The following is a 23,224-nucleotide window of genomic DNA, read 5'->3' as shown; positions in this document are numbered from 1 at the left end:
AATGCCATACACCGCCACTCGCGACATCTCCTACGGCAGCGATGCGGCCGCAATCTTTGACGCCCTCGCACAACCGCACGACTCCCTACTTCTCGAAAGCGCGGACATTGAGACAAAGAAGAATCTCAATTGCCTCGCGGTCCTCAGGGCCGCCCTGAAAGTAACATGCCACGGCCAGAGGGTAGAGGTACGCGCCCTCACGGAGGCAGGGGAGACGCTCCTTCCTTCCCTCGAGGACCGGTTCCACCATCGCCTAGTTTCACGTGAAACTACCGCGGCAGTTTTCGAGTTCTCGCAGTCCACGCTTCCAGACGAGCGGGAACGGCTTCTTGCCGAATCTACCGCCGATGTTTTGCGGTTCCTGCAATTAGAAGCCAACTATTCCTCTCCTTTATTGCCGTTCCTTGGGGGTGGATTCGCTTATGACTACCTCGCTACTTTTGAGGAACTGCCCGAGGTTAACCCCGGGGCCAACACCTACCCGGACTACGAATTCTTGGTAGCCCAAACGGTCCTCGCAGTGGACCACCTGCAAGGGACTGCGCACCTAGAAGGCTGGGACATCGACGACAAGCGCCTGCGGGAAGAGTTGGATTATCTTGCCTCACTGCCGGTGGCTGCTCGTTTCACGGCGCCGCAAAAGGAAAGGATCCGGGCGGTGGCCGATGTGGATGATGCAGGGTTTAGGGCGGACGTCGACAAGCTTAAAGGCAATATTCACGCCGGTGATATCTACCAAGTAGTGCCCGCGCGCGCCTTCACCGTGGAATGCCCCAACGCCCTGGCTGCCTACCGGGCACTGCGCGAGACCAACCCCTCGCCCTATATGTTCTACGTCCGTGGTGCCTCCTATGAGCTCTTCGGCGCCTCGCCGGAATCAAACCTCAAATTCACGCCAGAAGATAGGCAGGTCCAGCTCTATCCCATCGCGGGAACCCGGCCGCGCGGGCTCAACCCGGATGGCAGCATCAACCATGAACTGGATATCCGCAACGAGCTGGACATGCGTACAGACCAAAAAGAGGTTGCGGAACACACGATGCTGGTCGATCTAGCACGCAATGACCTCGCTCGCGTGGCCGTGCCCCGCAGCCGGCAGGTAGCAGAACTCCTGCACGTTGACCGCTACTCGCGGGTCATGCACTTGGTCTCCCGTGTCACGGCGACGCTCCACCCGGACTTCGATGCGCTCGATGCCTACCGTGCGTGCATGAATATGGGGACGCTTACGGGAGCACCCAAACTTCGCGCCACCGAACTGGTGCGCCGCACGGAGGGGAAGCGCCGCGGATCCTATGGCGGGGCGGTGGGGTACCTGCGCGGCGATGGAGCCATGGATAACTGCATCGTCATCCGCTCGGCCTACGTCCAGGACGGAACCGCAGTGGTGCAAGCCGGCGCCGGAGTGGTCAAGGATTCCGTGCCGCAAGCCGAGGCCGATGAAACGGTGCATAAGGCCTACGCCGTACTCCATGCCATCGCCATTGCACACGGAGCCGAGTTGGAGGTACAGCGATGAGCTCGCCGCATATTGTCCTGCTAGATAACCACGATTCTTTTGTCTACAACCTCGTCGATGCCCTTGCTGGGTTCGATACCACCGTGTTTCGCAATACCGTAGCGGTTCACGACGTGCTGCGCGCACAACCCGACATTATTGTGCTTTCCCCGGGCCCCGGTCATCCACGGGACGCCGGCTGCATGATGGAACTTATCGACGCCACCCTAGGCACCACCCCGATCCTTGGCGTATGCCTCGGCTTCCAAGCACTACTCGAGCACCACGGCGGTTCGGTCGAACCGTGCGGCCCCGTGCACGGGAAGTCCATCCCGATGACCCTGACCGAGGCCGGCGTTATGCACCCCGTCTTTCAGGGCCTTGCCACCGATACTGAGCCGGACCAACCGGGTCACCTTGGTACGCAAGTTCCGGTGGCGCGCTATCACTCGCTTGGATGTACGGACCTCCCTCGGGGGATGCGTTGTCTCGCGCGTACGTCCACGGACATCGGAGAGGTAGCCATGGCGGCCGAAACGGACGACGGTAGGGCCTTCGGCGTGCAGTTCCACCCTGAGTCCATCCTCACTCCCCGCGGCCCCCTCATGCTTGAGCGTTGCGTTAATCAACTATTTATGCACACCACTATGGATATGGAGCACTAAAAATGAATCACGCACCCCTGCGTACCTTGCAAGCCTTCCTGAATAACTCTCAGCCCACCATGGAAGAAGCCATGGAGGTATTTACCCCCTTGGCTGTGGGCGACTACGACGATATTCATATCGCGGCGCTGCTTACCCATATTCGCACCCGCGGCGAGACCTTCGCAGACATTGCCGGCGCGGCCAAAGCTTTCTTGAAAGTGGGCTATCCATTCCCCATCACTGGAAAAGGACTCATGGATTCGGCCGGCACTGGTGGCGATGGCGCGAATACTATCAATATCACTACGGGCGCCTCCCTCATTGCCGCCGCCGGGGGAGTGAGGATGATCAAGCATGGCAACCGCTCGGTCTCTTCTAAGTCCGGATCGGCCGATGTCCTCGAAGCCCTGAATATTCCACTGGACCTAGACGCTGCCCGAGCAGTGCGCCAATTTAAAGCTTCCAACTTCACGTTCCTATTCGCCCCAGCCTACAACCCAGCGGTCGCCCACGTACAACCGGTGCGCAAGGCGCTAGGTATCCCCACCATCTTCAATACACTAGGACCCCTCCTGTCCCCAGGACGCCCGTCACTGCAAATTATGGGCATCGCAAACCCAGCCCAAGGCCAACTCATCGCGGAAGTCTTTCGAGAGCTCGGCCGAGAGCGCGCCTTGGTCGTCCATGGTGCTGGAACGGATGAGATCGCTACCCACGGCACGACACAGGTCTGGGAGCTCAAGGACGGCGAGATTGCCTCTTACGAGCTCACTCCGGAAGACCTCGGCATCAAGCGCCACGAGCTGACGGACCTTGCAGGCGGCGACGGCGCCGCGAATGCCCAAGCCCTCCGTGCGGTTTTTGCCGGCCGTGGCGAGCCCGCCCATTGTGACGCCATTGCCGCCACCGCCGGCGCGATATTTTACCTCAACGGGACCACGGAGACTATCGCAGAGGGAGTCACTCACGCCAAGGAACTGATCAGCAGCGGCACTGTTGAAGAATGGCTCACCCTTCACGAGAGCGCCAACTATGCAATAGGGGAGGAGAGCTAATGTCAGAGAATACTTTACCCACGGTGCTCGAGGAGATCGTCACCCAGCGCCGCACTCACCTGCCTGCACTCCGGGAGCGCCTGTCCCACGTGGACCTGGCTAGCGTGCCACGCTCGGAGCGTTCGCTTGCCGACGCCCTCCGTGGCACCAACCGCTTCATCATGGAGTGCAAGTCTGCCTCGCCGTCCCTTGGCAAAATTCGCGAGGACTATCGCCCGGGCGATATTGCCCGGATCTACTCTCGCTATGCCTCCGCCATCTCGGTGTTGTGCGAGCCCGATCGTTTTGGCGGCGACTACGACCACTTGCAGACCGTCGCGCTATCCACCCATGTGCCGGTGCTGTGCAAGGACTTTATTGTCGATCCCATCCAGGTATATGCCGCGCGCTATTACGGCGCCGATGCCATCTTGCTCATGATGTCTATCGTGGACGATGACACCTACGGTGAGCTCAAAGCACTGGCGGACGAACTCTGCCTAGACGTCTTGACTGAAGCCATCACCGAGGACGAAGTGGATCGCGCAGTGAAATTTGGCGTCGATATCATCGGCATTAACAACCGCAACCTCCACGATCTCAGCATCGACCTGGGCCGCACCGAACGCCTAGCCCGCCATGTTCCAGACGGAAAGGTGATCGTTTCCGAATCTGGAATCCGCGATAATGCCACCGTCCGCCGGTTAGGAGCCCACGCTCATGCTTTCCTTGTAGGCTCCCAGCTCACCTCCCAGGAGGACATCGATCGGGCGGCGCGCGACCTCGTCTATGGTGCCAATAAAGTATGCGGCCTTACTACCGCCTCTTCCGCACAAGCAGCCCGCGCTGCTGGCGCCCGCTACGGGGGACTCATCTTCGCACCAGGTTCGCCCCGCAGTGTTTCACGTGAAACCGCACAAAGCATCATTTCCGCGGAACCAGAGTTGGAGTACGTGGCCGTGACGCGGTCTACGGATGTGGAAACGCTACGGAGCCTAGCCGGGATTCCCGGCCTCAAAGTTCTCCAGCTCCACGCCCCATTCCAAGGCAGTAGGGAAGCAGAGCTGGAATTCGTTCGAGATGTACGCGGCGTCGCTGACGGTCTTCACCTTTGGCGGGCCATCGACATGAATAACCCTGACTTCGCTGCCTTGACACTGGACCTAGCGCCAGAGGCAGACGCTCTTGTCCTCGACTCCGGCAGTGGCGGGACAGGAACCACTTTTGAATGGCGAACGATTCCCCCTGAAGTGAAGGACAAGGCTCTCCTCGCCGGCGGGCTCCGGCTAGACAACCTCGAAGAGGCGTTGTCGATCGGCACGAAGGGACTCGACCTCAATTCCGGTCTGGAATATGCGCCTGGGCGCAAGGACGCCTCGTTAATCGCCCAAGCCTTTAGCACCATCCGAAACTACACACCCATAGAAAGAAGAGAACGATGACAGTTTCACGTGAAACGCTCCTTCCGGCATATTTTGGCGAATTCGGCGGACAGTTCGTCCCCGAATCCCTCATCCCGGCGCTCGACCAACTTGAGAAGGCCTTTGTCGACGCACAAAACGACCCCGCATTTCGCGAAGAGCTAAGCGCGCTATTGCGTGACTATCTCGGCCGTCCCACACCAATTACAGAGGCGAGGAACCTCGGGGGTAAGGCGCGCATCTTCCTCAAACGTGAAGACCTCGTACACGGTGGAGCACACAAGACGAACCAGGTTCTTGGTCAGGCACTGCTGGCAAAGCGGATGGGGAAGACACGCATTATTGCGGAGACCGGAGCGGGCCAGCACGGCACCGCTACTGCACTCGCTTGCGCATTGCTGGATCTTGAGTGTGTGGTCTACATGGGTGCGAAAGACGTGGAGCGCCAGCAGCCAAACGTATTCCGTATGGAGCTGATGGGCGCGAAGGTCGTCGCCGTCGACACCGGATCCGGAACTCTTAAGGACGCAGTGAATGAAGCCCTCCGTGATTGGACCGCCACCTTCCATGAATCCCACTATCTCCTCGGTACCGCGGCCGGACCCCATCCATTCCCAACCATCGTCCGAGAGTTCCACAAGGTCATCTCTGAAGAGGCTAAAGCACAAATGCTTGAGCGCACCGGTGGCCTGCCGGATGTAGTCGTAGCGTGTGTCGGAGGCGGCTCCAATGCAATCGGCATGTTCGCAGACTTTATTGACGAAGAGGAAGTGGAACTCGTCGGCGCCGAACCCGGTGGTGAAGGGCTGGACTCCGGCAAGCACGGTGCCACCATCAACAACGGTACCGTTGGCATCCTCCACGGCGCGCGCAGCTATCTCATGCGCAACGCGGACGGCCAAGTGGAGGAATCCTATTCAATTTCCGCCGGGCTGGACTACCCGGGTGTAGGGCCGCAGCACGCGCACCTTCACGCTAGCGGCCGCGCACAATATGTCGGCATTACTGACACCGAAGCACTGGAGGCGTTCCAGCTTCTTTCCACTAAGGAAGGCATCATTCCAGCCCTCGAATCCTCTCACGCGTTGGCCTACGCCCTGAAACGCAAGGACGAGGACATCACCATCTTGGTCTCCCTGTCCGGCCGCGGAGACAAGGATATCGACCACGTTCGCCACACCCTTGAGGCCCACCCAGAATTCAAACTGCAGGAGAAGAATTAATGAGCACCCGATACGAAGACCTATTCCGCTCACTACACAACAGGGGAGAGGGCGCTTTCGTCCCATTCCTTATGTTGGGCGACCCCACGCCAGAGCACACGTTGGCCATCGTGCGAACGGTCGTCGCGGCCGGAGCCGATGCATTGGAGCTCGGCGTTCCATTTTCTGACCCAGTGGCTGACGGCCCCACCATTCAGGCCTCCCACCTTCGCGCGCTTGACGGCGGCTCCACCGTAGATTCTGCCTTAGAACAGGTGCGAACAATCCGCGCGGAATTTCCCGAGCTTCCCATCGGCATGCTCATCTACGGCAATGTGGCGTTCACTCGAGGATTCGACCGCTTCTACGCGGAATTTGCAGAGGCGGGCGCGGATAGCATTTTGCTTCCCGACGTCCCCGTGCGCGAAGGTGCTCCATTCATCACCGCAGCAGAAAAGGCCGGTATTGATCCAATCTTCATCGCCCCGGCCCGCGCTACTTCGCACACCCTCGAGGGCGTCGCTCAAAGCTCGCGGGGATATATCTACGCAGTTTCGCGCGATGGAGTTACGGGTGCCGAAAAGAAATCAGAAACTATTGGTCTCGAAGAAGTCGTCGCCAACATCAAAAAGTTCGACGGACCACCGGTACTGCTCGGGTTCGGCATTTCCGAGCCTGAACACGTGCGCGATGCCGTCGCCGCTGGGGCAGCGGGAGCCATTACAGGATCCGCAATTACCAAGATTATTGATCGGCACGTTTCACGTGAAACAGACGCGGAGGGCAAAATTGTGGAAGGAACCCCAGGACGCATTTCCGATGCGAAAGCCTTGCATAAAGAACTCGCCGAATACGTAACTCGCATGAAGGCGGCAACTAGGAAGTAGTCCTGAAGACGCGAAGAACCCTCCTCAGCTCTCGGCAGCTGAGGAGGGTTCGCTATAAAAAGCCTCTACGCGGTTGCTTCTGCAGATTCCTCTTCGGTGTGGTCCTTCTTGGAGCCCGCGAACTTGTCCACGATCATCGCGATAGCGCCGTCGCCAGTAACGTTGGCGGCAGTGCCAACCGAGTCGATAGCAATATAGGCGGCGATCATCAGTGCCACCATGCCATCGTCAAAGCCCATCATGTCCGCCAGTAGTCCAGCTGCGACCATGACCGCGCCGCCGGGCACACCCGGTGCCGCAATCATCATGATTCCCAATAGGAAGATGAAACCAAGTCCGGTACTCGTACTAATATCCAGGTTCGCCATGTACACGATGGCAAAAGCATAGAGCGTCAGTTTAATCATGGAACCGGAGAGGTGGATGGTCGCACACAGAGGAATAACAAAATTTGCCACCGGCTTCGAAATGCCATTCTTCAGCGTCGACTCCAAAGACACCGGAATTGTCGCGGCCGAAGAAGAGGTTCCCAGTGCGGTGAAATATGCCGGCACCATATTGCGCAGTGCCTTGAAAGGATTCTTTCCGGTAATTGCGCCAGCGATAATGTACTGGAACACCAGATAGACCAGAGTCATGACAACCGCCAGGATCAGGACCTTGGCGAAGGCCGAGAGCACTGAGCCCAAATTGCCATTCATGCCCAAGCCCAAGAACATGCCGAAGATATAGAAGGGCAGAATTGGCACAACAAAGCCCCAAATGACCTTGACTACTACGCTCTCCAATTCCTTTGTGACCGCATACAAGGTATCGGACTTCACTGTAGTCATCGCTACACCGATGCAGAATGACAACAAGAGAGCCGTCATAACCTCAAAAGGCGGCGCCATTTCCACCTCGAAGTACGGACTGAGTGCACCCTCATCAATATCGGAGACATTTGTAATCAGATCCTCACCACTGAGCATGGCGGGGTAGAGCCAGTGTGCAAGTACGTAGGCAAGAAGACCCGCAACAATCGTTGAGCCGTAGGCAATACCTGCAGTAACACCCAACCATTTTCCGGCTCCCCGTCCCAGACCAGCAATCGACGGGGCGATAAGCGCGAAGATGAGGACCGGAATAAAGAAATTGAGGAAGTTACTAAAGAGTCCATTGAAGGTGGCGAATACGCGGCCAAACCATTCGGGCGCGAATTGGCTCACCACCACGCCAAGGATGATGGCGACGATGATGCGGAACAACAGAGATTCCGAGAGTTTCTTGAGATTCACGTACTTACAATCAAATCGGGTGTTTCGCCCCTTGGTAAACAATCCCAGGGTGAAACAGTGCGGTACAGAGGCAACGGTCAATTCAATATCTATCGATCGACCTTAAAGGCATACTACCCGACCGGAGGCATAGCCAGAACACTCACCCCAGCCACGATTTTTATCTTGGCGCTACAAGGTTAAACTGAATACATGATCGCTGTGGGAATCATCTTTTTAATCCTCGCCGTCTTTCTTATCGTCGTGGGTGCCTTGGCCTCCACCAAGCGCCTACCTGGAAATAGCTATATCGGCTTGCGGCTGCAGGAAATTCGCAAGTCCCGTGAAGCATGGGACAATGCCCATCGCGTCGCCGGGCCATTCTGGATGCTGAGCGGCGTCTGCTTAGTCTTCGGCGGCATCGTCGCGCTCCGCGCTGAGGGCTGGATGTGGCTCATCCCGGTTCTTACCTTTGTGGCCGCTGTTCTAGCCCTCTCCATCGGTTCTAATCTCGGCTCACGTGCCGCGTTCCTCTACGAACAAGCACACGCGGATGAGGAGGGTTGTGGAGAATCCTGTAATTGTGGTTCCGACGGTTGCGGTGGGGAAGAGGCCTCCGCAGCATCCGCCCCCCAGGTTGATGTCGACGCACTCCGTCACGCCGCTCGCGAATCCGACAGGTAACCACGCACCGCTGCGCAATCTACCCCTTCTGGAGAAAGATTCATCTTCCGTCCAGAAGGGGAATTTTTGTAGCTATACCTTTCGTAGTGAGTTATCGCTACACACTTCCGGTTAGTCACAGTGACTTTATTAATTAGGACAGCTGTTTGCCCGTTTTTAGTAACTGTCAATATTTTAATCCAAACCACGGTCTGGAATTAACCCATACTTGAATAACTCTATAGTTGATTCACTGCACCATTGCGATTCCTGCGAGAGAGGGTAGAGGTTACGTAAAGCTGCCATGAAACCCTGACAGGCAAGAGCACAACCAGCCCCCTGAAGGGCAGAATATAGTGCATGAAGAAAAGTACCGCCCTGGCTGCCATCGCCGCTTCAACTTTTGTCATCGGCACGTACGCCGAGCAAGACCACAAGGCGACGACGTCTGTAGCAGAAGCACACGAACAACAGTCTGCGCAGAGCATCGTAAATGATTTAGGCATCGAGTCTGGCACCTATGAACTTGTCGCTACTTCTGAAGGCTCTCCGGAAACTTGGGAAGGACTCCTAGCTAACTAACTACAGTGTTTCACGTGAAACTTTAATTCCAACCGGACAAACGGGAACGGCACAATACGCAAGACCAACGGGCTAGAGTAGAAGCATGATCAAGTGCTCCCGTCGAATGTTCTTACTTGGAACCGCCACCACATTTGCAGGCGCCTACGCCGCGGCCTGTGGCTCCTCTCCGTCCGCAGAAATTGCGGCAACCGAGATTCCGATTGGCTCCGCGAAGATTGTCGATGGCGTAATCTTCACCCAGCCCAAGGAAGGGGAGTTTAAGGCCTACTCCCAAACTTGCCCCCACCAACACAATCCAATCACCGAGATTGATGGCATGACGGCCACTTGCACGGCACACAACACTTCCTACAATCTCAGCGATGGAAGCGTAATCTCCGGCCCGGGGCGCGATCCATTGGAAGAATACGAAGTTAAACAAGACGGCTCTAACGTCACCACGGCCTAAAGTGCATTTCCCGTGTGGTTTCACGTGAAACTACACGGGTTGTGTTTTCTTGGCCCGAGCATCTGCAGCATGTGATGACGAATAGGGTTTAAACTCTTAGCATGCTGCAGCGTTTGAAAAAGCCCGACCCGCTTATCGTCCTCATTATCCTGGCGGTCATCATTGCGATCATTGCACCAGCCCGCGGGAGCTTTGCCGACATATTCGGCCAATTAACAAACGTGGCCATCGCGCTACTCTTCTTCTTGTATGGCGCGAGGCTTTCCACTCAAGAAGCCCTCAACGGACTCAAGCATTGGCGGCTACACCTCACAATTCTCGCTTTCACCTTTGTGGTTTACCCGCTTATAGGCATAGCTCTGCGCCCACTCACCGCTGTCATATCGCACGACATGTACCTGGGCATCTTATTCCTCACGCTGGTTCCATCCACGGTGCAATCTTCGGTTGCCTTCACCTCAATCGCGAAAGGAAACGTGGCGGGCGCAATCGTATCGGCTTCTGCCTCAAACTTGGTGGGAGTAATCATCACTCCATTGCTCGTCATGTTCCTCATGGGAACTGGGGGAGGAGTTCACATCGATACGTCAGTATTCGGCGAAATCGCCCTTCTATTGTTGGCGCCATTTGTTTTAGGTCAGCTTACTCGGCGCTGGGTGGGGAAGGTTGCGCAAAGCAAGGCCACTAAGGTCGTGGACCGCGGCTCAATTGCGATGGTGGTGTATTCCGCTTTTTCCAAGGGCGTTGTGGACGGAATTTGGTCCTCTATTTCTCTGTGGGACCTGGCGTTCCTAGTTGTCTTCGCCGCGATCTTCGTCGCTTTCATGCTGTGGCTCACCAGAAAGGCAAGCCAAAAGATGGGATTCAACCGCGCCGATACCATCGCAATCGAGTTCTGCGGATCGAAAAAGTCATTAGCCACGGGGCTACCCATGGCCTCGGTCATCTTTGCTTCTGGCGGCGCATCCCTTGGGCTACTAATCCTCCCGTTGATGATTTACCACCAGGTTCAGCTGATGATGTGCTCATGGCTAGCGGCCCGCTACGCGCAGCACCCCGACACGTAACTACACTTAAGTGCCATGACGAATTACCTTTACGTACGAACCGAACTGAATGTGCCCGGAGTGGGCTCAGCAATTCACATGGCGGAAATGGAAGAGCGCGATGCCCGCAGCTGCCGCATGGTGCGCATGATTGCGCTGGATCCCTCGGATGCCATCGTCGGGGTAGCAACACCAACTAGTTCCACGGGAAACGTAGATCAACCGCAAGAGGTTGTCCCTCACCCGGATACCTATGATGATTTTCCGGACATTAGCGCGCAGTACGTGGACCAGTCTCGGTTCGACGCCCTGTGGTCCGAAGCCACCGCCAAGTTCGGCCTATAAGAGTCGCAAGGGCTAAAACACTACGTTGACGAGGAGCATATAGAAGGCGGTTCCTCCGAAGATGGACAGCGCAGACTCCCGCTTCCACAGGTGAAGCAGGAAGGTAACCACCACACCGAGGAGAGCCGCCCAGATACCACCGGGGGCGCTGGACTGCCCGTGGACGGTATACACGACCAAGATCGTCATCACGCCCACAGGCATCATCATGCCGAGCAAGGAAAAGAACTGACTATCCTTCATCCATTTCACAAAGGAGAAAGGAAGTTGGCGAAGTACAACGGTAATCAAACCGATGGGAACCAAGACTGTCACGATAGAAGCAAGGGTGACTCCTGCGGGCATTTAGCACTCCTCCCGGAATCCCTTAAGGTCGCCTCGCCTACGCAAGCTGAAAGCGGCATCGACGCGTGGGGATAGATACCGAATAATGAGCAGGATGAAGTAGACGCTGAGAGCCACCATGAGGAGTTGTCCAGGAGCGAAGGCGGCTGCGAGGATTCCTACCATCGCCGCGCTCAAAGGCAAAGAGAAGTCCTGATTATTGCGGAAGGAATCCATCGCCAGCACGACGAAGAGCGCCACTAGGGCGAATTCCATGCCCTGCACGGTAGAGGGAATCACCTGGCCGGCGAGAGCACCGACAATGCCACCACCTACCCACAGAGCCTGACAAAAAATTTGGATGGTGAGGATCCGGCGTCCGGTCGGGCGGTCATGGGTGGGGAGGGAGGAGACGATGGCATAGGTTTCGTCGGTAAGCGCATAGGTGGAATAAGCCCTGCCCAGGCGCGAGTTAATGCGGTGGCGAGGAAAAGTAAGACCATAGAAAATATGGCGGAAGTTCACCATGAAACCGGTGACCAGGGAGGCCACGGCTGTGGCGCCGCCGGTGACCATGGAAATGGCCAGGAACTCCATCGAGCCAGCATAGATGACGATGGAGAAAATAGGCGTCCACCACCAACTGAAGCCGGATTGGACCATGAGCAGGCCGAAGGCTAGGCCGAGGGGAATGAGGCCGATGGCGGCGGCCCTAGTATCCCGCACACCTTGTGAAATATCCTCACGCATGCGGGCTAGTGTAGCCCACTGCCTGCAGCTTGATAGGAATTAATTGTCTTCCACGTTGACGGGGTAGGTGGAGTACAGCGGCAACGGCATGGGTTGGCGCTTCATAACATCGGACCAGAGGTCGGCCGGGCCCGGCGTAATAACGTCTTGGGCTAGGGCAGGGGAGACGAACCATTCGCCGGCCTCGATTTCCTCCTCGAGCTGGCCCGGGCCCCACTCGGCGTAGCCGGCAAACATGCGCATGCCCGAGACCAAGGGCTCTATCTCTTCTGGCTCCGCGCGCAGATCCACATGCGCGAGGCGCGGGGCGAGGCGGGTAAGTCGGTCATGCTTGTCCGGATCGACGCCCTGGTTGGTCTGCGCGAGTCCTACGACGGATTGCTGATTGAGCGGGCCGCCGATGTACAGCGCCTGCGGCTTGGCCACAACGGGAAGCCATTCCGGCAGCACATTGAAAATCGCCACCTCGGAGCGCTTGGTCAGATCCACGCCGAAGGTCATCATGTCATTGTGCTCAATAACGAGAATGACGGAACGGGCGAATTCCGGCGAAAGCATCCCCGGAGCGGCGATGAGCAGCTGGCCGGGGGCGGGGTCATTGCGCTCGAGGGCGTTGAATAATCTATCGGCAAACATCACTGTTTAGAATCCCACCACTCGCGCAACTTCGCAATCGCTTCCTCGCGCTCGAGGGGACCATGCTCGAGGCGCAGCTCCTTGAGATAGGACCATGCCTGGCCCACCTCAGGGCCGGGCTGGAGGCCTAGGATCTCCATGATCTCGTTGCCGTCGAGGTCTGGACGCACGCGGGCCAAGTCCTCCTTGCGGCCGATCTCTTCGATACGCTCCTCGAGCTGATCGTAGGTGCGCTGGAGGCGGCGGGCCTTCTTGGCATTGCGGGTGGTGCAATCGGCGCGCACCAGCTTGTGCAGGCGGGGAAGAAGCTTGCCGGCGTCGGTGACATAGCGGCGCACGGCGGAATCGGTCCATTGATTTTCCCCAAACCCGTGGAAGCGCATGTGCAGGTACACCAGCTGGCCGATGGACTCCGTGGTGGCCTTGGGGTACTTCAACTTGCGCAGGCGCTTGCGGGCGAGCTTCGCGCCCACCACCTCGTGGTGGTGGAAGGAGACCTTGCCATCGGTGTTATCAAAGGTATCCGGCTTGCCAATATCGTGCAGCAGCGCCGCCCAGCGCAGGACGAGGTCTGGACCATCTTCTTCCTGGTCCATGGCCTGGCTCAGCACCTTGAGCGAGTGGGCATAGACGTCCTTGTGCTGCGCGTGTTCGTCCGCGGTCATGCGTAACGCGGGGATCTCTGGGAAGATATAGTCCGCGATTCCCGTAGATACCAGTAGATCGATGCCATCCCACGGGGCCGTGCCGCAGATGAGCTTATCCAGCTCCACCTGCACGCGCTCCACGGTGATGCGCTGGATCTCGCCAGCCATATCCCGCATGGCCTCCACAACGCGATCCGCCACGCGGAATTCCAACTGGGAGGCGAAACGCGCCGCACGCAGCATGCGGAGCGGATCATCGTGGAAGGAGATCTCCGGCTTATCCGGGGTATCGAGCACCCGGTCAGCTATGTCTTGGAGGCCGTGGAGGGGATCGTGGAACTTAAAGGAGGCGTCGGCAAGCAGCTCAATGGCCATCGCATTGGCCTTGAAGTCGCGCCGTACTAGGTCGCCCTCCAAGGTGTCACCGTAAACCACCTCTGGATTGCGGGACTGGCCGTCATAAGAATCAGAGCGGAAGGTGGTGATCTCAATCTGCTGGCCCTTGTAGGCCGCGGAGACGGTACCGAAGTCTATGCCGGTATCCCACACGGTTTCGGCCCACTCATCGAGGATCTCCTTGACCACCTCGGGGCGGGCCGGGGTAGTAAAGTCCAGGTCATTTCCCAAGCGACCCAAAAGCGCATCGCGCACAGAGCCGCCCACGAGGTAGAGCGAGTAGCCGCGCGCGGCAAATTTCTCCACCAGCCCACCCAGCAGGTTGCTGAGGGAGGAGACGGTGGATTCCGCGCGGGCAAGAACGCCGATTAGCTGAGTGTCCTGAAAATTCACGGGTGAGAGTCTACTACGATTGGCAGGGATGACTAACCAAGAACAGGGCCCCTCCAAGGGAGGCGGCCGCAACCGCAACCGGTCTCGGCGCAGGCGGCGCCGCCGGCCGGATAATCGCGCGCGCCGCACCACCCAGCAGCGCAAGCCCTACCGCGGTGGCAATGGCCAATCCACGGCCATGGAAACCCGCGATGAAACCTCCGCGGGCGGCCTCGTTGTCTCCGGCTTGGCGGAGTGCGTCGATGCCAATGGCAACGTCGACCTTTCCCGGCTCTATGTGGCGCTCATCGGCCGCCTCGACCGCCGCGGGCGCCTGCTGTGGTCCATGCCCAAGGGCCATGTGGAAAATGGCGAGGCCAAGGAGGTCACCGCTGAACGCGAGGTATGGGAAGAAACCGGCATTTCTGGTGAGGTTTTTGCGGACCTCGGCATGATTGATTACTGGTTCGTCTCTGATGGCGTGCGCATCCATAAGACCGTGCACCACCACTTGCTGCGTTTTGTAGACGGCATTATGAACGATGAGGATCCAGAGGTCACCGAGGTCTCGTGGATCCCCGTCTCTGAACTCATCGAGCACTTGGCTTACGCCGATGAGCGCAAGCTGGCGCGCATCGCGCATGATCTCCTTCCCGATCTCGCACGAAAGGAAGCCGCGGCGGGGAAAGTGACGCCACGGTAATGCGCCAACGCCTGAAGTCTTGGGCCGCCGTGGGCGGCTGCATGGCGGTAGCGGGGTGGGGCTTGTGCCTGCCGCTACCAGAAGCCGCCGCGCAGATGGACTCGGCCGCCGAAAATCAGCAGGATATCCAGGCATGGTTGGGCGCGCGCGGGCCGGAGCGGGCCACTCTTGATCTCCTTACGGCCGAGCCCTTTTCCGTGGGCAAGGCCCTGAAACTGACCTTCCGCCTGCACAATCCAACCGATGAAGCCATGGAGAATCTTCAGCTCACGAGCCGCCGCGGCGATGCCGTGGAGGATACCGCGCAGGCCCGCACGCAGTTGGCCACCGGCGAATTCCCGTATTACGGTCCGAGCACTACCACCGCGCCCCTGCAGCCGGGCGAATCCCGGGAGGTTACCTTCCAGGTTCCCACCTCCCTGCACGAGGAGCAGACCCTGGCCATCGAAGAGCCTGGCTCCTATCCGCTGCTGTTTACCCTCACCGGCACCGTAGGCGGCGAGGCGGTCAGCTTTGCGGAGGAGCGCCTCGTAGGCCAGGTAAAGGGGAAGGAGCAGGCGCTTGGCGATGCCCCCTCGGATCCCAAACCCCACGATCTCACCGTGGTCTATCCCATCAGTGCCGATATTGACTCGGTACCAGGCGGCGTTGGGGGAGAGGACCTTATCCTCTCCTCTGATGAGCTGGCCGGTGAGCTGGCGGAGGGCGGCCGGCTCGATCGCTTGGTCAGCACGTATGCCGACCACGACCTGCGCGGGGCAGGCTGCGTAGCCATCGATCCCGCCCTCTTGGATACGGTCAACCGCATGGCGGAGGGCTATAAGGTGGGGCCGGCCCGCCTACCTCAAGCCGAGCGACCTAAGCGCCTGCGCGATTCGTGGTTCACTAACGATGACGATGTGCACCTCGAACCCGGCACTGGAAAAGAGGACGCTGCCCGCTGGCTCAAGCGCCTGCGCGAGCTCGATTGCTTTATGTCTATGCCGTGGGCGAACGCCAATGCTTCCTCCGTGGCCAAAGCGAATAATCCCTTCCTTACCTACGAAGGACTGCAACGCGGCAATCACACCATCGAGCGAATTCTCGGTGCCAAGCCGGCCACCACCGTGCTCGCGGTCGGCTCCGGCTATGTGGATCAGCAGCTGCCCCTGCCCGCATTGGTGGCGGATAATACTTCGTGGCCCGGCCGCGCCGTGACTTTCGACGCCTCCCTGGGCGCCCTCCTCGCCCAAACCGGCTCCAAACCACAGACGGTGGGCTATTCCAACCCAGAGCTGCGCTACGATTACTCGCTCGACTCCGATCTTTCTCGTGCCATCACCGGCGGCGCCGCACTGAGCTTGGCCGCAAGCGATGACACCGTGGCGCGCTTGCCCAATTACTTGGATCCCAGCGCGGCCGAGTACGCACTCGACTCTGCCGAGGCACTCATCGCTTCCGGTAAGTCCCATCCGCGCACCGTCGGCAGCCTGAAGCAGGAGACCGCAGAGCCCGGTTCACTGCCCGGCAGCCCCTTTAGCGATCCCGCCGCCTTTGCCGAATCCGATATCGTCCGCGTGGAGCAGCAGGCTCGCTATACCGACGAGCTGATGAATATCATGGTCGATGATCCCGATATCGCGCTCACTCGCTATGAATTCGTCCTGCCTTTGCGCCGAGATCTGCTCGCCGCCCTCTCGCTGACCAACCGCGATAGCTTGGGAAGCAATGCAGAGGCGCAGCGCCGGTTCACTCATACGATGGATGTACATTCCGATACGCTGCGGGACCTGCGTTCTTCTGTGGCGCTTATCCCACCGGGCAATGTCTATACCCGCGTATCCGAGTCATCGCCGCTGCTCATCGTGGCAGAAAATGGCCTGCCACTCCCGGTGGAGGCCAAGCTGCAATACGACGCCCCCGATGGCGCGCGCCTCAACACACCCAAGAGTGTCCGTATTCCGGCCAAGGGCTCTATTACTGTATCCATGACCGCCGATATGCCTAAGGACGCCGATCGCACGGACATTGGCCTGTGGCTTGCTACCCCAGAAAAGCAAACCATCTCCGAGCCCATCAATATCGCTGTGCAAACGCGTGCCGGTATCGTAAGCGTGTATGGCGTCGGCATAGCCGGCGCCCTTGCGCTGGTCTTAGCCACGCTCTTCCGGCTAGGCCGCCATCGGCGCAAAAAATCACAAAGGCTTAAAAAGTAAGTTGAAGTTGTATCCTCTATGACTGATAAGACTGGCCGCGAGGCCGAACACGTGGAGAAGTCACCTGCGGGTGTAGTTGAGCCGAAGGATGCCGCCGTGCCGGCAGAGCACCCCGCCCCGGCGGGTGCCCGCGGCCGCATCGTCCAGGCCTCTCCTCCCGCTCCGGTACCCGAAAAGCGCCCCACCCCAGCGGTGAAGGACACCACCGTTCCTCCCGAGGAGGATAAGTCCGCGCTCACTGGACGCAACGCGGACAATGAATCATCCAATCAGGATGTCATCCGCGCAACAGGCACGATGGCCATCGCGACGCTGCTATCCCGCATCACCGGCTTCTTGCGCCAGATGCTCATCGGCGCCACGCTCGGCGCAACGGTGGGAACTGCGTTTAGTAGCGCCAACCAGATCCCCAACCTCGTCACCGAGATCGTTTTGGGTGCGGTGCTGACCTCTCTGGTCGTGCCCGTCCTCGTGCGGGCCGAAAAGGAAGACACGGACCGCGGTGAAACCTTTGTCCGGCGGCTATTTACCCTGGCCTTTTCCATCCTGGGCATAGTTACCATCGCCTCCGTAGTACTCGCTCCCTTCTTAACCAGGATGATGCTGCCGGAAGATTCCAAGGCCAATGCCGTGCAGGCAACGTCCTTGGCCTTTTTACTGCTGCCACAGATCCTTTTCTACGGCCTCTTCGCCCTCTTCCAGGCCGTCCTCAATACCAAGAATGTCTTTGGTCCGGGCGCCTGGGCGCCGGTAATCAATAACGTCATCTCCATTAGCGTGCTGCTGGCTTATCGCATCCTGCCAGGCGAGCTCGACCCGCATGATCCCACGCCGGTGGCCGATCCACACGTCATGCTACTGGGCTTGGGCACCACCACGGCGGTGATGGTGCAGTGCCTCATCCTATTGCCGTATCTGAAAAAGGCCGGCATTAACCTGCGCCCCAAATGGGGCTTGGATGCGCGCATCAAGCAATTCGGTGGCATGGCACTGGCCATTATTACCTACGTAGCCATCTCCCAGTTGGGCTACGTAATCACCTCTCGCGTGGCCGCATACGCGGATGCGGGCGCTCCGCTGGTCTATCAGAATGCCTGGCTCATGCTGCAGGTGCCTTATGGCGTTATCGGCGTGACGCTCCTGACGGCGATTATGCCTCGCCTGTCCCGCAACGCCGCCGACGGCGATGTAGATGCCGTGGTCCGCGATCTCACCCTGGGCTCCAAGCTGACTTTCATCGCACTTATCCCCATCGTCATCTTCATGACCGGCTTCGGCGTTCCTATCGCCCGTGCCCTCTTCCAATACGGTGCCTACGGCGCCGAGAGCGCCGAGCAGCTCGGCCTGACCATCAGCTTCTCCGCCTTCACACTCATCCCGTATGCCTTGGTGCTGCTGCACCTGCGCGTGTTCTATGCCCGCGAGGAAGCCTGGACGCCTACCTTCATCATCGCCGGCATCACGCTGACCAAGATCGTCCTCACGCTCTTGGCACCATTGATGACGTCCAACCCAGACCGCGTGGTGATCCTGCTCGGTACGGCCAATGGCTTTGGCTTCGTGTCCGGTGCGGTCATTGGCGGCTTCCTGCTCAAACGCAAGCTCGGCAGCCTCGGCGGCAAGGCCGTCACGCAAACCGTGTTGTGGGCTTCCGGTGCCGGCCTAGTGGGCTTGGTCGTCTCCTGGGTGCTGTACTGGGTCGTGAATCTCCTCCTCCCGGAGAATTTGCCGTCCATCGTCTCGCTGATCAAGGTCGCGGTGCTCGGTGTCATATTCCTCATCGCCACCGGCTTGGTGCTGTCCAAGTCCTCCTTGCCGGAGGTCCAGAACCTGGCCCGCGCCCTACAGCGCATTCCGGGCATGTCCCGCTTCATCAAGGTCGATTCCTCCAAGGCCATCGAGCTGGAGGAGCCCGACGTACCGGAAATCCGGCCGGTATTTACCCAGGATGCTTTCAATGCCACCCTGGTGCCGCCGCCGATGTCCGCGGGCATCGTCCGCGGACCACGCCTGGTCCCAGGCGCCCCGGTATCGGACGGTCGCTTCCGCCTGCTCCAAGATCACGGTGCGGTCACTGGTGCGCAGTTCTGGCAGGCACGCGAACAGTCCACCGGCCGACTGGTCGCCTTGACGTTCGTCGATACCAATAGCCTGGCGCCAATTGCGCCGGCGACGCCGGGAGTTGCAGCCCGTCGCTCCGCAGAGATTTCGCGCAATACCCGCCGCCTGGCCGAGCTGGAGCTCGATACCGTGGCGGATAATATCCAAGTCCTGTCCTACCGCACCGGCTGCCTGGTGGTAGCGGATTGGTTCGAGGGCACCTCCCTCAAGCAGGTAGCGGAGGCCGATAACCTCGATCCCCATTCCGTGGCACGAGCTACTGCACCGCTTTTTGCTGATGCCGCCGCTGCCCACGACGCCGGCCTCACCCTCGGCGTGGAGCACCGTGACCGTTTCCGCGTCTCTACCGATGGCGTGGTCAAGGTTGCCTTCCCCGCCGTGCTGGACGGCACCTCCGCGGCCACCGACCGCGAGGCTTTAAGCTCCGCCCTGGAACTGCTCGTAGAGTCCACGGAGCCTTCGCCGAAGAAGCTGCGCGATATTTCTGAGGACGCCAACCTTCCCGCGGACGAGGCCGCCCAGCGCGTCGAAGATGCGCACTACGCGCTCGATAGTGCCGACGAAGACAGCCGCGAGGAAAAGATGGAGGAGCTACAAGAGGCACAGGCACTCACCTTGGCCGGCATCGCCCAGCGCCTGCGCGACTTCGCACCGGATGAACCAGAAGAAGCACCTGAAGCCCTGCCGGTGAAGGCACAGGTAGAACCGGACCAAGAGGATGACCCGGCGCAAGAACCCGGCTTTGGCGGCCGCGGTTATTCCGGTTCCGGCGTCATCGTCATCGGCATCTTCGCCACCATCTTCGTCGTAGCAATGGCCGCGCTCACCACCTGGATCATGTCCTTGCTCAGCAATGTGGAGGCATCCAACCCGGTCAGCGAGACCATCCACGGCAGCACGGACATTCCGGATACCCCGCCGGTGCGTCTCCAGCCTTCCTCTGCGGTTACCGTCCCTGATAACAAGGACTATGCAGCGCTTATCGACGGCAAAACGGCCACCACTTGGTCCACCGAAAAGGAGGACACCGGCGTCCTCGTCACCTTGGATACGCCAACGCACCTTGCGGTCCTGCCGGTGGTGCAGTCCAACTCCACTGGGGCGAAGTACGCCGTCTATGGCGTAAATCAGGACAGCTTCAATCCGGAGAACCCACAAGCTGGCTCCCTGCACCAACTGGCCAGGGGCAAGTTCGAAAGCGGCAAGGAAGATATCGAGCTGGAGGAAACGACCGAGCAATTCGACGGCCTCCTCCTCATGATCACCGAGCTGCCCAAGTCCAATAAGGCAACCATCGCAGACATTGGTCTCGTCGGGCAGCCCTAGGCACAGCCCACACGGCCGAATCGAGGAAACGACCCTCGATTCGGCCTTCTTTTTTAAATTCTTCCCAATCAAACTCCTTTGACCTGCACACTCAAAAATTTTTTACTTCACGTGTTGACTATTTAGAAGTGGTACGTACACTGTGGGGTGTAACGCAAACAACAACCTTAGGAGTATTCATCATGGCCCTCGCAGCAGGTACCTACGTACTAGACCCAGCCCACACGGTGCTGTTGCAAAGTTGGGCGGAGAGCCGAGACGACCCAGTTTCTCATTTCCTGATGGCCGCTGCGTGCCGGCGTTCTCAGGCCGTCTCGAAGACCCAGTTGACGATCACCGCGTCCGGATTGGGGTGCCCATAAGCAAACATCGTGCCCTGACCTTTCCGTAATGAATGCATCGCTTCCATCCCTTTCAACGTCCGGTAGGCGGAAATTCGGTTTTTGAACGCCCCCTTCGGTCCCAGGATTCTTTTAAGTCGGCCATGATCTCCCTCGAGAACGTTGTTCAGGTATTCCACCTGCCGGTGCTCCACCGTCTGAGGGCAGATTCCCTCCGCCTTCAGCTCGGATATTGCCTTGGCCAGAGCTGGTGCCTTGTCGGTGTTGATGACCCGCGGGGACCCGGCTGTCGTATTCGATCGCAGCGTCTTGGCCAGGAAACGCTTGGCCGCAGCCACATTCCGTTTTGGTGAGAGGTAGAAGTCTAAGGTCTGCCCACCGGCGGTAATAGCCCGGTAGAGATAGCACCACGTGCCGCCGACCCGGATATAGGTCTCATCCACCCGCCAGGACTGGGCCTGCCAGTCGGGTACCTGCCGGTACCAGCGAGTGTGCTTATCCAGCTCAGGGGCGTATTTCTGCACCCAGCGGTAGATCGTGGTGTGATCGACTGGCACACCCCGCTCGGTCATCATTTCTTCGAGGTCGCGGTAGCTCACGCCGTAGCGGCAGTACCACCGCACCGCCCACAGGATGATGTCACGGGGGAAATGCCGACCGGAGAAGATGCCCATGGCTGTGATTATTTCACGCCGGTCTTTCTACTGCCCCAACTTTGCAACAGCACCAAGTAAATGATGCGCTCTACAAATTAGAGGAGGCCAACGCTTGGTCTCGAGTTGAGCAAGCTCTCGCTAAAGGGGTTCAATACTTGGCGACTGCTAACCCAGGACTCATGATTCCTGACCTCACTGTGCTTCTAGTGTTAGGTGATCCTTCCAACGAGCACTTCATGGACGAAGTTCGAGGCCTGTCGGCCTTCGGTGGGATCAGTGGTTACATTGCCATCACCATCTGGCCGACTGAGGAAGTTCTCCATCGTCTAGAAGCGATTGCCCTACACGAGTTGCGCCACAACGTCCGATATTCAGCTGACGGCATCGTATGGGACCCGCAGACAGTGACCGTCGGTGAGCACGTCGTGGCCGAGGGACTAGCCGACCTATTCGCTGCCCAGTTCTACAGTAAGCGTGGATATACGCACTTCGTCACCGACCAAACCAGATCGAGAGAAGATGTACTAAGACGAGTCGTCGAGGGCTTGGATGTGACAGGCATGCAGGACTTCGCCGCATGGGTGCTTGGAGATTCGAGCGCCCGTCTGATGGGATCGAAACCGGTCGGACTACCCACCGGAGCTGGTTACGCCGCAGGGGCTCGTATCACCAAAGCCTACATGGATAAGACAGGTCGGACGGCCGCCGAGTGTGTCACCACACCCGCCGCTGAAATCTTAAATGTTGCCTTGCCACAACTAGGCCTGACGCGACACGACAGCTGACAAGAAACACCTGGTATGTCTTGCCGTAGGGCAGGACATACCAGGTGTTTTTAGGGCTGCTGCGTGGTGAGCTTTTCGTAATTGGCAAACAACAGCTCCTGGCACTGCCGGACGGTCGTGAGCTTACGGGAAGCGCCAAATGCCTTATCCACCTCACGGTCAAGCGCGTCATGCGCCTTGATGAGTTCCGGGGCCATGGCGAGTGGGTTGTAGTGCTCGGCCAGCGAGCGCTCTGGGTGCAGCGCGCGGGCATCGAGCACCTTCTTGCCTGCCTTAATAATGCGCTGCCGTGTTTTCTCGTCGAACTCTGGCACGGGGAACGCGTACCACGTCAGAGTTGATCCGAAGCGGAGATCGGATTTAATTCGTCCTTCAATTGTTTATTACGTGGCAAAACAAACAATTGAAGGACGAAATCAAAGAGAATTGAAGACCTTCTGGGTCGAGAGTGTCTGATGGTTTGTGTGTGGGTACCTAACCCGCATGAGGAGATGGACCAGAATGACTACTGTGGCACGACGAGACTCGGCTGATAAGGCCAAAATTGATGCGATTGAAAAGAAGCTTCTTGCTAACCCTGAAATCGCGAAACTGATTGACGACCTAGGCACGTCCACAACGGATGCCAATGACCTAGTTCGCGGCATGTTGCAAGCCTCGATTACCAGGGGACTCAACGCTGAAATGGATGCCCACCTGGGCTACGAGTCTGGCGACAGGAGCGCTAAAGCTGCAGCTAGAACAGACAATCACCGCAACGGGTCATATCCAAAGACCGTGGATTCTAACTACGGGCCAGTAACCGTTGATGTCCCACGCGATCGGGCTGGAACATTCTTGCCGACTATGGTCCCTAAAGGTTCTAGGCGCTTGACTGATGTCGATGACATGATAGTCAGCTTGTACGCCGGTGGGATGACAATTAGGGACATCCAGCACC

Annotated in this window: 22 protein-coding genes and 1 pseudogene; 16 read left to right on the top strand and 7 right to left on the bottom strand. The window is 58.6% G+C overall.

The features are described from left to right. The first annotated feature begins 1 nt into the window (after position 1). From MHY22_RS08920 to trpA, 6 genes are read left to right on the top strand one after another with little or no spacing between them, the layout of a single operon-like run. The gene (locus MHY22_RS08920; protein ID WP_239278997.1) at positions 2-1,519 is read left to right on the top strand and encodes an anthranilate synthase component 1; all 1,518 of its coding nucleotides are present in this window, start codon (positions 2-4) and stop codon (positions 1,517-1,519) included. Continuing rightward, on the top strand, positions 1,516-2,163 hold the full coding sequence (locus MHY22_RS08915; protein WP_239278996.1) for an anthranilate synthase component II: 648 nt from the start codon (positions 1,516-1,518) through the stop codon (positions 2,161-2,163). Before MHY22_RS08920 ends, MHY22_RS08915 begins: the two co-directional genes overlap by 4 nt. A 2-nt stretch (positions 2,164-2,165) precedes the next feature. Continuing rightward, a complete protein-coding gene (gene trpD, locus MHY22_RS08910; RefSeq protein WP_239278995.1) occupies positions 2,166-3,200 on the top strand; it encodes an anthranilate phosphoribosyltransferase in 1,035 nt (344 codons plus the stop codon). Continuing rightward, positions 3,200-4,621 carry a bifunctional indole-3-glycerol-phosphate synthase TrpC/phosphoribosylanthranilate isomerase TrpF gene (gene trpCF / locus MHY22_RS08905; protein ID WP_239278994.1) on the top strand — a complete coding sequence of 474 codons (1,422 nt, stop codon included), beginning with the start codon at positions 3,200-3,202 and terminating at the stop codon, positions 4,619-4,621. The genes trpD and trpCF overlap by 1 nt, the downstream gene beginning before the upstream one ends. Beyond that, positions 4,618-5,823, top strand: coding sequence for a tryptophan synthase subunit beta (trpB, locus tag MHY22_RS08900; RefSeq protein WP_225746236.1), 1,206 nt, complete (start codon positions 4,618-4,620; stop codon positions 5,821-5,823). Before trpCF ends, trpB begins: the two co-directional genes overlap by 4 nt. After that, complete coding sequence (trpA, locus tag MHY22_RS08895) at positions 5,823-6,689, top strand: tryptophan synthase subunit alpha (protein WP_225746235.1); 867 nt, start codon at positions 5,823-5,825, stop codon at positions 6,687-6,689. The genes trpB and trpA overlap by 1 nt, the downstream gene beginning before the upstream one ends. 65 nt (positions 6,690-6,754) lie before the next feature. On the opposite strand, the gene MHY22_RS08890 is transcribed toward trpA, so the two are convergent. After that, the gene (locus MHY22_RS08890; protein WP_239278993.1) at positions 6,755-7,966 is read right to left on the bottom strand and encodes a dicarboxylate/amino acid:cation symporter; all 1,212 of its coding nucleotides are present in this window, start codon (positions 7,964-7,966) and stop codon (positions 6,755-6,757) included. Between the two features lie 192 nt (positions 7,967-8,158). On the opposite strand from MHY22_RS08890, the gene MHY22_RS08885 reads away from it, so the two are divergent. The 5 genes from MHY22_RS08885 (at position 8,159) to MHY22_RS08865 (ending at position 11,032) form a co-directional block, all read left to right on the top strand. Beyond that, complete coding sequence (locus tag MHY22_RS08885; protein WP_239278992.1) at positions 8,159-8,629, top strand: SdpI family protein; 471 nt, start codon at positions 8,159-8,161, stop codon at positions 8,627-8,629. A 339-nt stretch (positions 8,630-8,968) separates the two neighbouring features. Then, positions 8,969-9,190, top strand: a complete 222-nt coding sequence (locus MHY22_RS08880) for a hypothetical protein (protein WP_225746232.1) — start codon at positions 8,969-8,971, stop codon at positions 9,188-9,190. Positions 9,191-9,275: 85 nt separating this feature from the next. Then, positions 9,276-9,641 (top strand): Rieske 2Fe-2S domain-containing protein, encoded by a 366-nt coding sequence (locus MHY22_RS08875; RefSeq protein WP_005326925.1) that lies wholly within the window; start codon positions 9,276-9,278, stop codon positions 9,639-9,641. 101 nt (positions 9,642-9,742) lie between these two features. After that, positions 9,743-10,708 carry a bile acid:sodium symporter family protein gene (locus MHY22_RS08870; protein WP_239278991.1) on the top strand — a complete coding sequence of 322 codons (966 nt, stop codon included), beginning with the start codon at positions 9,743-9,745 and terminating at the stop codon, positions 10,706-10,708. Positions 10,709-10,723: 15 nt separating this feature from the next. Continuing rightward, on the top strand, positions 10,724-11,032 hold the full coding sequence (locus tag MHY22_RS08865; RefSeq protein WP_239278990.1) for a hypothetical protein: 309 nt from the start codon (positions 10,724-10,726) through the stop codon (positions 11,030-11,032). 12 nt (positions 11,033-11,044) lie between these two features. On the opposite strand, the gene MHY22_RS08860 is transcribed toward MHY22_RS08865, so the two are convergent. The 4 genes from MHY22_RS08860 to MHY22_RS08845 are packed head-to-tail and all read right to left on the bottom strand — an operon-like array spanning position 11,045 to position 14,178. Beyond that, positions 11,045-11,377, bottom strand: a complete 333-nt coding sequence (locus MHY22_RS08860; RefSeq protein WP_239278989.1) for a branched-chain amino acid transporter permease — start codon at positions 11,375-11,377, stop codon at positions 11,045-11,047. After that, positions 11,378-12,106 (bottom strand): AzlC family ABC transporter permease, encoded by a 729-nt coding sequence (locus MHY22_RS08855; RefSeq protein WP_239278987.1) that lies wholly within the window; start codon positions 12,104-12,106, stop codon positions 11,378-11,380. Between the two features lie 39 nt (positions 12,107-12,145). Continuing rightward, on the bottom strand, positions 12,146-12,742 hold the full coding sequence (locus MHY22_RS08850) for a YqgE/AlgH family protein (RefSeq protein ID WP_005325866.1): 597 nt from the start codon (positions 12,740-12,742) through the stop codon (positions 12,146-12,148). Beyond that, positions 12,742-14,178, bottom strand: a complete 1,437-nt coding sequence (locus MHY22_RS08845; RefSeq protein WP_239278986.1) for a CCA tRNA nucleotidyltransferase — start codon at positions 14,176-14,178, stop codon at positions 12,742-12,744. The genes MHY22_RS08850 and MHY22_RS08845 overlap by 1 nt, the downstream gene beginning before the upstream one ends. Before the next feature lie 178 nt (positions 14,179-14,356). Here MHY22_RS08845 and MHY22_RS08840 point away from each other — a divergent pair. From MHY22_RS08840 to murJ, 3 genes and pseudogenes are all read left to right on the top strand, one after another. Beyond that, positions 14,357-14,860 (top strand): annotated as a pseudogene (locus MHY22_RS08840) (NUDIX hydrolase); the annotation flags it as partial. After that, the gene (locus tag MHY22_RS08835; RefSeq protein WP_239278985.1) at positions 14,860-17,055 is read left to right on the top strand and encodes a DUF6049 family protein; all 2,196 of its coding nucleotides are present in this window, start codon (positions 14,860-14,862) and stop codon (positions 17,053-17,055) included. The pseudogene MHY22_RS08840 and the gene MHY22_RS08835, both read left to right, overlap by 1 nt. Positions 17,056-17,073: 18 nt before the next feature. After that, the gene (gene murJ, locus MHY22_RS08830; protein WP_239278984.1) at positions 17,074-20,502 is read left to right on the top strand and encodes a murein biosynthesis integral membrane protein MurJ; all 3,429 of its coding nucleotides are present in this window, start codon (positions 17,074-17,076) and stop codon (positions 20,500-20,502) included. 304 nt (positions 20,503-20,806) lie between these two features. Here murJ and MHY22_RS08825 read toward each other — a convergent pair whose 3' ends face one another. Next, on the bottom strand, positions 20,807-21,517 hold the full coding sequence (locus MHY22_RS08825; RefSeq protein ID WP_239278983.1) for an IS6 family transposase: 711 nt from the start codon (positions 21,515-21,517) through the stop codon (positions 20,807-20,809). 161 nt (positions 21,518-21,678) lie between these two features. Here MHY22_RS08825 and MHY22_RS08820 point away from each other — a divergent pair, with 161 nt between their 5' ends. After that, positions 21,679-22,284, top strand: coding sequence for a DUF2268 domain-containing protein (locus MHY22_RS08820; protein WP_239278982.1), 606 nt, complete (start codon positions 21,679-21,681; stop codon positions 22,282-22,284). Positions 22,285-22,334: 50 nt separating this feature from the next. Here MHY22_RS08820 and MHY22_RS08815 read toward each other — a convergent pair whose 3' ends face one another. Next, complete coding sequence (locus tag MHY22_RS08815) at positions 22,335-22,598, bottom strand: type IIL restriction-modification enzyme MmeI (RefSeq protein ID WP_239278981.1); 264 nt, start codon at positions 22,596-22,598, stop codon at positions 22,335-22,337. A 187-nt stretch (positions 22,599-22,785) separates the two neighbouring features. Here MHY22_RS08815 and MHY22_RS08810 point away from each other — a divergent pair. Beyond that, on the top strand, positions 22,786-23,224 hold a 439-nt coding region (locus MHY22_RS08810), incomplete at its 3' end, for a transposase (RefSeq protein WP_239278980.1).

Source organism: Corynebacterium sp. ACRPO (assembly GCF_022347205.1).
Lineage (GTDB): Bacteria > Actinomycetota > Actinomycetes > Mycobacteriales > Mycobacteriaceae > Corynebacterium.
This window is presented reverse-complemented; position numbering and strand designations above follow the sequence as displayed.